Origin of the sequence: Photobacterium sagamiensis (assembly GCF_050337085.1) — a bacterium.
Classification (GTDB): Bacteria; Pseudomonadota; Gammaproteobacteria; order Enterobacterales; family Vibrionaceae; genus Photobacterium; species Photobacterium sagamiensis.
This window is the reverse complement of sequence record NZ_JAKJSP010000001.1, coordinates 39,057-49,364: the sequence shown is the minus strand read 5'-3', so window position 1 is coordinate 49,364 and position 10,308 is coordinate 39,057. Positions and strand designations below refer to the sequence as shown.

Below are 10,308 nucleotides of genomic sequence, written 5' to 3'. Positions count from 1 at the left end.
GCCAATACCCGAGCCATTGGCGCCGTTATGGGGGGGCTTGCTGGGCGGGCCAATCGTTGGCTTTGCGGTTGGTCTGACCGGCGGATTACACCGGTATAGCATGGGCGGTTTTACTGATGTTGCCTGTGCCATTTCAACAACAACCGAAGGGGTACTAGGCGGTTTATTACACAGTTACTATGTCCGGCGCGGTCAGGTTGATCAGCTGTATAAACCTTTTGTGGTGTTTACCATCACCTTAGTTGCTGAAATCATCCAGATGTTTATTATTCTGATCGTGGCCGAACCCTATGATAAGGCGCTGCATCTCGTCAGTGCTATCGCCTTGCCAATGGTTATTGCCAACTCGCTCGGGGCCGCGTTCTTTATGAGTATCATTCGGGATCGTAAAACTATCTATGAAAAATACTCTGCAGCCTTTTCAAGCCTGGCATTAAAAATTGCCCAACGTTCGGTGGGTATTCTCAGCCAGGGATTCAACCAGGAAAACACCAAACAGATAGCCCGAATTGTCTATGAAGAAACCGGCGTCGGCGCTGTTGCCATCACAGATCGGGATAAAATTCTCGCCTTTATCGGTATCGGTGATGACCACCACCTGCCAGGCACCCCAATCTCTTCAGGTTACACCCGCCGCGCCATTGATAACGGTGAACTGGTCTATGCTGATGGTTATGAGATGCCTTATCGCTGTTCACTGCATGAAAAATGCCCATTGGGCTCAGCGCTGGTGATCCCGTTGATGGGAGGAAACAACGATGTGCTGGGCACGATTAAACTCTATGAGCCTAAGCGTAAGCTATTTTCTACCGTCAATCTGACACTCGGTGAAGGGATTGCAAAACTTTTGTCGAATCAAATATTAACGGGACGTTATATTCAACAGCAAACCCTGCTGACTCAGGCTGAATTACGCCTGCTGCAAGCCCAGGTTAACCCGCATTTCTTGTTCAATGCACTCAATACCATTAATGCCGTAATACGCCGAGACCCGGATAAAGCACGGGATCTGATCCGGCATTTAGCGCAGTTTTTCCGGCGTAATTTAAAACAGAACATCGAAACCGTTACCATAGAAGAAGAGCTGCACCATGTTCACTCCTATTTAGAAATTGAACTGGCACGTTTTTCTGATCGCCTTAATGTTGAAATAGCCGTTGAGCCTGAGTTATTGACCGTAAAATTACCCACCTTTACCCTTCAGCCTCTGGTTGAAAACGCGATTAAACACGGCACCTCGTCACTGCTGGAAAATGGTAAAATTATTATTCGAGGCTATTCAGAAAACGGACAGATCATTTTGGCCGTGGAAGACAATGCCGGCAACTATCGTTCAGACAGCGAAGAGAGCGGGCTGGGAATGAAAATTGTCGATAAGCGACTGAAAAATATGTTTGGTGAGCAATACGGAGTGACCATGACCTGCCAGCGAAATGCATGGACAAAGGCGACCATTGCTCTACCTGCAGATAATGCGCTATCCGCAGAAGAGACGAGACCAATAGAAAGCAGCACCGTGCCAATGGAGAGGCAACATAGCAATGGGAAAAAACAACATGATTAAGGCATTAGTCATTGACGATGAACGGTATGCGCGAGAAGAGTTAATCGACTTGCTGCATGATACTGGCGACATTGAGGTTATCGGCAATTGCAACAACGCCATTGAAGGACTCAAAAAAATCAATGCACTGAAACCTGATGTGATTTTTCTCGATATTCAAATGCCGCAAATCACCGGAATTGAAATGCTCAGCATGCTCGATCCCGAGACCATGCCGAAGGTGGTTTTTGTCACCGCCTACGATGAATATGCCCTCAGAGCCTTCGAAGACAATGCCTTCGATTATCTGCTCAAGCCGGTTGAAGTGGCCCGTTTAAACAAAACCATTCATCGGTTAAAGCGAGAATGTGAAGTCAAAGACTACTCACCTTTACTGACTGAGATGCTGGAACTTATCCCCTGCACAGGCCATAACCGTATTTTGCTGCTCCGCCCTGCTGAAATTGAGCTTGCTTATTCAGATCTGTCTGGAGTGCATATTGTCAGTACTGAAACCACGGCAACAACCCAGCTGACCTTAAAGATATTAGAAGAAAAAACCCCGTTGATCCGTTGCCATCGCCAGTACCTGATCCATCCGCAAGCGATCCGCGAGATCAAATTGCTGGAAAATGGACTGGCAGAAATTACCACTTTGCATGGCCATCAGGTTCCTGTCAGTCGCCGCTACCTGAAAGAACTCAAAGATCGTTATGGATTAAGCTAACCAACCCATAAAACCCAATCAGCCAGTAATCAATTGATCATAAACAGATTAAAGGTTTATCCCTTTTTTGTTTTTTTATCTCAACGGTAAGAAACCTGAACGTTAGCTGACTAAGTGAAACCACTTAAACGCCCCATCGACCACTCGCCCAGCCATATAACCGCTCGCTGTATTACCCCGTGCATCTGTGCCTGAGCGCTTTAAGATGACAGCAGTAAACAAACCCAAAACATCACAGCGAGATAATATTATGACTTGGTTCTTACTCTGCGTGGCTGCACTGGTAGGTGGTTACTTTATCTACGGTGCTTTTATTGAAAAAGTATTTGGTATAAATGAAAAACGCCAGACACCGGCTTACAGTAAACAAGACGGCGTTGACTACGTGCCAATGTCAAACAAAAAAGTCTACCTGGTACAGCTGCTGAATATTGCCGGTGTCGGGCCAATCTTCGGTCCGATCATGGGTGCCTTATACGGTCCGGCCGCAATGCTATGGATTGTTTTGGGCTGCATCTTTGCCGGTGCAGTACACGATTACTTCTCAGGCATGCTATCAATACGCAACGACGGCGCTTCAGTACCGACAATTACCGGTCGCTACCTGGGCAACGGTGCAAAACACTTTATGAATATTTTTGCTATCGTACTGTTGCTATTGGTGGGTGTGGTCTTCGTATCGGCACCTGCTGGCATGATCACGAATCTGGTTAACGAGCAAACCGGTATGGGTCTGTCGATGACAACCATGGTGGTGATTATCTTTGCTTACTACATCATCGCAACGATTGTACCGGTTGATAAAATCATTGGTCGTTTCTACCCGCTGTTTGGTGCCCTGCTGATCTTCATGTCTGTCGGCCTTATCACTGCTATCGCCTTCTCCAGTGAGCACACACTACTTGGCGATTACGAAATGAGCCAGATGTTCACCAACATGAACCCGAACGATCTGCCACTATGGCCTGCACTATTTATCACTATCGCTTGCGGTGCTATTTCGGGTTTCCACGCGACTCAGTCTCCTCTGATGGCACGTTGCATGGAAAATGAAAAGAACGGTCGTTTTGTTTTTTACGGCGCAATGATTGGTGAAGGGATTATCGCGCTGATCTGGTGTGCACTTGCCCTGTCTTTCTTCGGCTCTGTTGAGTCACTGTCTGAAGCCATTTCCAACGGTGGTCCGGGCAGCGTAGTTTACAATTCATCTATCGGGCTGCTCGGTGTATTTGGCGGTGTCATTGCTTTCCTTGGTGTGGTTATCCTGCCGATCACCTCGGGCGACACCGCATTCCGCTCAAGCCGCCTTATCCTGGCTGAATACTTCAACATGGAACAGAAATCGCTGCGTAACCGCCTGCTAATGGCACTGCCTCTGTTTGTTCTCGGCGGTATCCTGACTCAGGTTGATTTCGGTATTATCTGGCGCTATTTCGGTTTTGCGAACCAGTCAACGGCGGTCATGATGCTGTGGACAGCTTCTGCTTACCTGCTGCGTCACAACAAGCTGCACTGGGTGGCAACCGTTCCTGCGTTGTTCATGACCACGGTATGTATCACCTTCATTCTGAATAACAGCCAACTGGGTTTCGGCCTACCAATAGTGGCTTCAACGGTTACCGGCGTTATCGCGGCCCTGGCTATAATGACACTTGTGATTAAGAAATCAAAAGGCAAAGGTGAAACCGACCTTGCTGATGAAGATGAAACCAAAGGCAAGCTGGAAACCGCATAACCGCTCTTGCCCCTAAGCTTTTTCGCTTATTTTGAACCAGTCCTTCGGGGCTGGTTTTTTTATTACAAAAAGCGGTCCTATTTTCGGTCACGTTTGAACTGGGTTCTGGGATTCTGGGATTCTGGGATTCTGGGATTCTGGGATTCTGGGATTCTGGGATTCTGGGATTCTGGGATTCTGGGATTCTGGGATTCTGGGATTCTGGGATTCTGGGAGAAGTCTGATTTTTCAGCTTCAACATGTCGAATCTTTTCGTTATTTCCCAGAACCTTATTTTCCTAGGGCCTAGGATCGCTTTCATCACCATAAAAAAAAGCCCACCTTTCGGTGGGCTTTTTCAATAAACGTCATACGTTTAAGATTACTTGCGAACAAGTTTCTCTTTGATACGTGCTGCTTTACCAGAACGCTCACGTAGGTAGTACAGTTTGGCACGACGTACTAGACCACGACGCTTAACAGTAATGCTATCAACTACTGGAGAGTGAGTTTGGAACGCACGCTCAACGCCTTCACCGTTAGAGATCTTACGAACAGTGAATGCAGAATGTAGACCACGGTTACGCTTAGCGATAACCACGCCTTCGAACGCCTGTAGACGCTCACGGTCACCTTCTTTTACTTTAACCTGAACGACAACAGTGTCACCAGGTGCAAAAGTTGGTAGGTCTTGTTTAAGTTGCTCGTCTTCGAGCTGCTTGATGATGTTACTCATTGGTATACCCTAGAATAAACTGATACTAAATTAATTAATTGCTTGCTTTATATTCGCGAATAAATTCCGCGAGCAAGAATTCCTGATCGTCAGTCAGAGCTAGGTTTTCCAGGAGCTCTGGTCTTCTAAGCCAAGTACGGCCCAGCGATTGTTTCAATCGCCAGCGACTAATATCCTTATGGTTACCCGACATCAGTACCTTAGGTACCTCCTGCCTGTCTAACACATCGGGACGCGTGTAATGTGGACAATCTAACAAACCATTTGCAAAAGAATCTTCTTCTGCTGACGCAAAGTCACCCAGTACGCCCGGCACAAACCGAACCACTGCATCAACTAAGGTCATGGCTGGCAGCTCACCCCCAGTCAGCACAAAATCCCCAATAGACCATTCTTCGTCTACTTCTTGCTGGATAATGCGCTCATCTACCCCTTCATAACGGCCACAGATAAGAATCAAGTTCTCATTTTGTGCCAGTTCCTCAACGCCCGCTTGATCAAGCTTACGACCCTGAGGTGAAAGATAAATCACTTTAGCCTTACCTTTAGCAGACTGCTTGGCAGTATGAATGGCATCGCGCAAGGGCTGCACCATCATTAACATACCAGGTCCGCCACCGTATGGTCGATCATCTACCGTACGGTGTTTGTCGTGCGTAAAATCACGGGGATTCCACGTTTCGACAGATAAAAGGCCTTTTTTTACCGCCTGACCTGTTACCCCAAAATTGGTAATGGCACCGAACATTTCAGGAAAAAGGCTGATCACACCAACCCACATGTGTTCGCTCGCTATATTACCAGAGGTTAAAATCCAGGATCCCAGTCAACTTCGATCCGCTGAGCAGTGCGATCAATCGACTTGATGACCTGCTCATCGAGGAACGGAATTAGTCGTTCCTTTTGTCCAAAAGCATCTTTCAGGTTAGCTTTCACAACTAATACATCGTTTGACCCTGTTTCCAGGATATCTGTTACTTTACCCAGGTCGTAACCTTCGGTAGTGAAAACAGACATGCCATACAATTCACGCCAGTAGAATTCTTCTCCTGACAGTGCGGGTAGTTGATCGGCATGTACAGCGACTTCAGCGTTAGTGAACAGTTGTGCATCCTCGCGGATGTCCAGGCCCTCTAACTTAGCCACCATGCCCTGACCATGCTTTTTCCAGGATTCAATCTGGATTGGCTTCCATTCACCTTTCACTTTAATAAGCCAAGGTTGATAGGAGAAAATACTTTCAGACTGTTCAGTGTAGGAAAAAACCTTGAGCCAACCCTTGATACCGTAGGTGGCACCCAGTTTACCGACAACAACTAAGTCTTGGTTTTGTGAGCTCATAGTTCTCTATCTCTACCTGATATAGCTAATTAAGCTGCTTTAGAAGCGTCTTTGATTAGCTTAGCTGCGCGGTCAGACACAGTTGCGCCTAGACCAACCCAGTGATTTACACGGTCAAGGTCTAGACGTAGACGCTCTTCCTGACCCTTAGCTAGCGGGTTGAAGAAACCGATTTTTTCGATGTTACGACCGTCGCGTGCGCAACGAGAATCAGCAACAACGATTTGGTAAAATGGACGCTTCTTAGCGCCGTGACGTGCCAAACGAATGGTAACCATATCGTCCTCTTTAGTTTTGCATTACTGTAAATAAAATCGGCCCCGTCTAAAAAAAACGGGGCCCGTGCCAAAAAATAAAGCCTCGGAATTTTACTCTTTGAGCGGGTGAATGCAACAGCTTTAGCTATTTTTTCACCAACCAAATAGAAATAAAAGAGTAAATCCTATAAAAATGAAGATCTTAACGCCCTGGGAACATGCCACCACCCGGCATCATTCCCTTCATATTACGCATCATGTTCTTCATTCCACCCTTTTGCATTTTCTTCATCATCTTTTGCATCTGGGTAAATTGTTTCAGCATGCGGTTAACGTCTTGCACCTGGGTACCGGAGCCCATCGCAATACGCTTCTTGCGTGAGCCTTTAATAATATCAGGACGCGCACGCTCGCCTTTGGTCATGGAATTAATAATAGCTTCCATTTGCAGGAACATCCGGTCATCAACCTGATCTTTTACATTATCAGGCAACTGAGACATGCCGGGCAGTTTATCCATCATGCCCATCATGCCGCCCATGTTCTTCATCTGCTGAAGCTGGTCGCGGAAGTCTTCAAGATCAAAACCTTTCTTCTCTTTAAACTTCTTCGCAAGCTCTTCAGCTTTACTCTTGTCAACATTACGCTCTAGATCTTCGATAAGTGACAGTACGTCACCCATACCTAAGATACGTGATGCAACACGGTTCGGGTGGAACGGTTCTAGTGCGTCAGTTTTTTCACCGACACCCAAGAATTTAATCGGCTTACCGGTAATATGGCGAACAGATAACGCCGCACCACCACGGGCATCACCATCAACCTTGGTCAAGATCACACCGGTCAACGGCAATGCTTCGCCAAACGCTTTCGCGGTATTGGCAGCATCCTGACCGGTCATGGCATCAACCACAAACAGGGTTTCGATAGGGTTGATAGCCTGATGAACGTCTTTGATCTCGCCCATCATTTCTTCATCGATATGCAGGCGGCCTGCGGTATCGACAATCACCACGTCATAAAATTTCAGCTTACCGTGCTCAAGCGCGGCTTTAGCAATATCAACCGGCTTTTGATCGGCTGAAGACGGGAAGAAATCGATACCAACATCGCTGGCCAGTGTTTCTAGCTGTTTGATCGCCGCCGGGCGGTAAACATCGGCAGAAACAACCAGAACCTTTTTCTTCTCACGCTCTTTAAGTACTTTACCTAACTTACCTACACTGGTGGTTTTACCCGCCCCTTGCAGACCAGCCATCAAGATAACCGCTGGCGGCTGACAAGCCAGATTCAGCGCTTCATTGGATTCACCCATAACCAGCTCAAGCTCAGCCTGAACGATTTTGATGAACTCCTGACCCGGGGTCAGACTTTTTGAGACTTCCGTACCGACAGCACGCTCTTTTACGCGCTTGACGAATTCACGTACAACCGGAAGCGCAACATCAGCTTCGAGTAACGCCATGCGTACTTCACGCAGCGTATCTTTGATGTTGTCGTCCGTTAGGCGACCACGGCCGCTGACATTCTTAAGCGTTCGCGATAAACGCTCCGTTAAATTTTCGAACATGTGCTACTCGCTCGTTACGCAACTAATATTAGTACTGCTTCACATAGATTATATGTGGGTGATATGGCTAGTATACCGCAATCCTGCATCTGCTTTCATGTATAGATAGCGACTCTTGTTTGAGCAGGGTATAATTGCGGCTTCTAACCATCTTAACTAGTTACCAGTTTACTATGGATATGTTGATTGCCTTAATGGCCGCTTGCTTTTATTTTCTCGCTTTGGGTCTGGTTGTTCCAGGCTTAACCAATAGTAATGGTATTAAAATCAAGCCGGTCTTTTTTTCAGCCTTAGTGGCGATTGCGTTACATATTCTGCTGTTAAAAGATTTAATACTGGGTGGCCCGGGCCAGAACCTGAGCATACTGAATGTCGCGTCGCTGATCAGCCTGATCATCGCAACGTTAACGACATTTGCGATGTTACGTATGCGCGTATGGTTTCTGCTCCCTATCATATATAGCTTTGCCGCAATTAACTTATCGGCAGCTACGCTGTTACCTGGTGCCTTTATTACCCATTTAGAAGCCCAGCCGCAAGTCTTGCTGCATATTTCTCTGGCCTTGTTCTCATATTCTACCTTAATGATCGCAACCTTATATGCGATTCAACTCGCTTGGTTAGATCATAAATTAAAAACCAAAAAAAGCCTGCAGATTAATCCGAACATTCCTCCTTTAATGATGGTCGAAAGGCAGCTTTTCAAGATCATTCTGGTTGGCAATACATTACTAACGGTGACCTTGATAACTGGCTTGATCTTTATTCAGGACATGCTGGCCCAGGGGAAAACCCATAAAGCGGTGTTGTCACTGTTGGCCTGGGGGGTCTACAGTACTTTGCTTTGGGGCCACTACCATCGCGGCTGGCGCGGCCGCAGGGTCGTCTGGTTCAGCATGGTAGGTGCTTTTTTACTTACCCTTGCCTACTTTGGCAGTCGTTTTGTTAAAGAGATCATTATCGGCGGATAAAAACACCTCGTTACAACTAACTTCTCATTGACACTCATACTCAAATGAGTACAACTATATTGTAACAGACACGTTAAGGAACTAGATTTTTGGACGACATATCCACGGGAGTATTATTCTCCCTTCTGGTGTTACTACTCGTCATTTCCGGATATTTCTCCGGTTCTGAAACTGGCATGATGTCGCTCAACCGCTATAAGCTGCGGCATCTCGCTAATCAAGGCCACCGCGGGGCCAAGCGGGTAGAAAAGTTGCTGTCTCGCCCCGACCGCCTCATCGGCCTTATCTTGATCGGGAATAACCTGGTCAACATTCTGGCTTCTGCTATTGCCACGATTATTGGTATGCGACTTTATGGTGATTTGGGCGTTGCCATTGCGACAGGTGCCTTAACCCTGGTGGTACTCGTCTTTGCTGAAGTGACCCCGAAAACCCTTGCCGCGATTTACCCCGAGCGCGTCTCTTATGCCAGCAGTATTATTCTCAATATTCTGATGAAACTGCTTTACCCGTTAGTGTGGTTCGTAAACGGCATTACCAATAGCTTCATGCTGTTGATGGGTTTAAAAGTCGACAATATGAATGATTCGAAGCTTAGCTCTGAAGAGTTACGTACCGTTGTGGACGAAGCGGGCGGCCTTATTCCTCGCCGCCACCAAGATATGTTGTTGTCTATTTTAGATTTGGAAAACGTCACCGTCGAAGATCTGATGATCCCGCGCAGTGACATTGCAGCCATCAATATTAATGACGACTGGAAATCCATCACCCGACAACTGATCCATTCTGCCCATGGACGCATTGTGCTGTATCGCGATACCATCGATGAAGTGGTCGGTATGCTGCGTGTTCGTGAAGCCTATCGCCTGATGATGGAAAAAAACGAATTCAGTAAAGCTAACCTGCTACGGGCTGCCGATGAAGTGTATTTCATTCCGGAAGGCACACCACTGAACATCCAGTTACTGAAGTTTCAGCGCAACAAAGAACGTATCGGTCTGATTGTCGATGAATATGGCGACATCCAGGGGTTGATCACCTTAGAAGATATTCTGGAAGAAATTGTCGGCGAATTTACGACCTCCATATCTCCTACCCTTGCCGAAGAAATTACCCCACAGGCAGATGGCAGTTTACTGATTGAAGGCAGCGCCAATATTCGCGATCTGAATAAGAGCCTGAACTGGGATCTTCCGACTGATGGTCCGCGTACCCTCAATGGTTTGATCTTAGAGCATTTAGAAGATATCCCTGATAGCCAGATCAGTATTGAAGTTTCCGGCCGTCAAATGAAAATCATGGAAGTCTCCGGGAATATGATCAAACTGGTAAAAGTACTGCCTACCCTGCTGAAGAAAACAGGATAAGTTTCAGGGCAGAATACGTCTCTTAACAAAAAGCCGGCATTGATTGCCGGCTTTTTTTGTCTTCCATTCTGTGCGCTTTAGC

9 protein-coding genes and 1 pseudogene are annotated in these 10,308 nt (G+C 46.8%); 5 read left to right on the top strand and 5 right to left on the bottom strand.

The features are described from left to right. The 3 genes and pseudogenes from L4D76_RS00215 to L4D76_RS00205 form a co-directional block, all read left to right on the top strand. Positions 1–1,564, top strand: a pseudogene (locus L4D76_RS00215) (LytS/YhcK type 5TM receptor domain-containing protein); the annotation flags it as partial. Beyond that, positions 1,557–2,270, top strand: coding sequence for a two-component system response regulator BtsR (gene btsR / locus L4D76_RS00210; protein ID WP_428438932.1), 714 nt, complete (start codon positions 1,557–1,559; stop codon positions 2,268–2,270). The pseudogene L4D76_RS00215 and the gene btsR, both read left to right, overlap by 8 nt. A 250-nt stretch (positions 2,271–2,520) precedes the next feature. After that, positions 2,521–4,005, top strand: a complete 1,485-nt coding sequence (locus L4D76_RS00205) for a carbon starvation CstA family protein (protein WP_428438931.1) — start codon at positions 2,521–2,523, stop codon at positions 4,003–4,005. 361 nt (positions 4,006–4,366) lie between these two features. On the opposite strand, the gene rplS is transcribed toward L4D76_RS00205, so the two are convergent. The 5 genes from rplS to ffh all read right to left on the bottom strand — a co-directional run bounded on the left by rplS (position 4,367) and on the right by ffh (position 7,888). Beyond that, positions 4,367–4,720 (bottom strand): 50S ribosomal protein L19, encoded by a 354-nt coding sequence (gene rplS / locus L4D76_RS00200; protein ID WP_107257073.1) that lies wholly within the window; start codon positions 4,718–4,720, stop codon positions 4,367–4,369. Between the two features lie 34 nt (positions 4,721–4,754). Beyond that, a complete protein-coding gene (gene trmD, locus L4D76_RS00195; protein ID WP_428438930.1) occupies positions 4,755–5,501 on the bottom strand; it encodes a tRNA (guanosine(37)-N1)-methyltransferase TrmD in 747 nt (248 codons plus the stop codon). A gap of 26 nt (positions 5,502–5,527) precedes the next feature. After that, positions 5,528–6,061 (bottom strand): ribosome maturation factor RimM, encoded by a 534-nt coding sequence (gene rimM, locus L4D76_RS00190; protein ID WP_428438929.1) that lies wholly within the window; start codon positions 6,059–6,061, stop codon positions 5,528–5,530. Between the two features lie 29 nt (positions 6,062–6,090). Next, entirely contained in the window at positions 6,091–6,339 is a 249-nt protein-coding gene (gene rpsP, locus L4D76_RS00185) for a 30S ribosomal protein S16 (protein ID WP_428438928.1), read from the bottom strand. Between the two features lie 181 nt (positions 6,340–6,520). Beyond that, positions 6,521–7,888, bottom strand: a complete 1,368-nt coding sequence (gene ffh, locus L4D76_RS00180) for a signal recognition particle protein (protein ID WP_428438927.1) — start codon at positions 7,886–7,888, stop codon at positions 6,521–6,523. A 173-nt stretch (positions 7,889–8,061) separates the two neighbouring features. On the opposite strand from ffh, the gene L4D76_RS00175 reads away from it, so the two are divergent. Then, on the top strand, positions 8,062–8,859 hold the full coding sequence (locus tag L4D76_RS00175) for a cytochrome C assembly family protein (RefSeq protein ID WP_428438926.1): 798 nt from the start codon (positions 8,062–8,064) through the stop codon (positions 8,857–8,859). A gap of 89 nt (positions 8,860–8,948) precedes the next feature. Continuing rightward, positions 8,949–10,226: an HlyC/CorC family transporter gene (locus L4D76_RS00170; protein ID WP_428438925.1), complete on the top strand. Its 1,278-nt coding sequence runs from the start codon at positions 8,949–8,951 to the stop codon at positions 10,224–10,226. Positions 10,227–10,308 lie beyond the last annotated feature (82 nt).

What these genes read in the sequence shown, in the direction of transcription:
- L4D76_RS00205 (WP_428438931.1), top strand. Translation starts at nt 2,521, where the DNA reads ATGACTTGGTTCTTACTCTGCGTGGCTGCACTGGTAGGTGGTTACTTT.
- ffh (WP_428438927.1), bottom strand. Translation starts at nt 7,888, where the DNA reads ATGTTCGAAAATTTAACGGAGCGTTTATCGCGAACGCTTAAGAATGTC.
- btsR (WP_428438932.1), top strand. Translation starts at nt 1,557, where the DNA reads ATGATTAAGGCATTAGTCATTGACGATGAACGGTATGCGCGAGAAGAG.
- rimM (WP_428438929.1), bottom strand. Translation starts at nt 6,061, where the DNA reads ATGAGCTCACAAAACCAAGACTTAGTTGTTGTCGGTAAACTGGGTGCC.
- rpsP (WP_428438928.1), bottom strand. Translation starts at nt 6,339, where the DNA reads ATGGTTACCATTCGTTTGGCACGTCACGGCGCTAAGAAGCGTCCATTT.
- rplS (WP_107257073.1), bottom strand. Translation starts at nt 4,720, where the DNA reads ATGAGTAACATCATCAAGCAGCTCGAAGACGAGCAACTTAAACAAGAC.
- L4D76_RS00175 (WP_428438926.1), top strand. Translation starts at nt 8,062, where the DNA reads ATGGATATGTTGATTGCCTTAATGGCCGCTTGCTTTTATTTTCTCGCT.
- trmD (WP_428438930.1), bottom strand. Translation starts at nt 5,501, where the DNA reads ATGTGGGTTGGTGTGATCAGCCTTTTTCCTGAAATGTTCGGTGCCATT.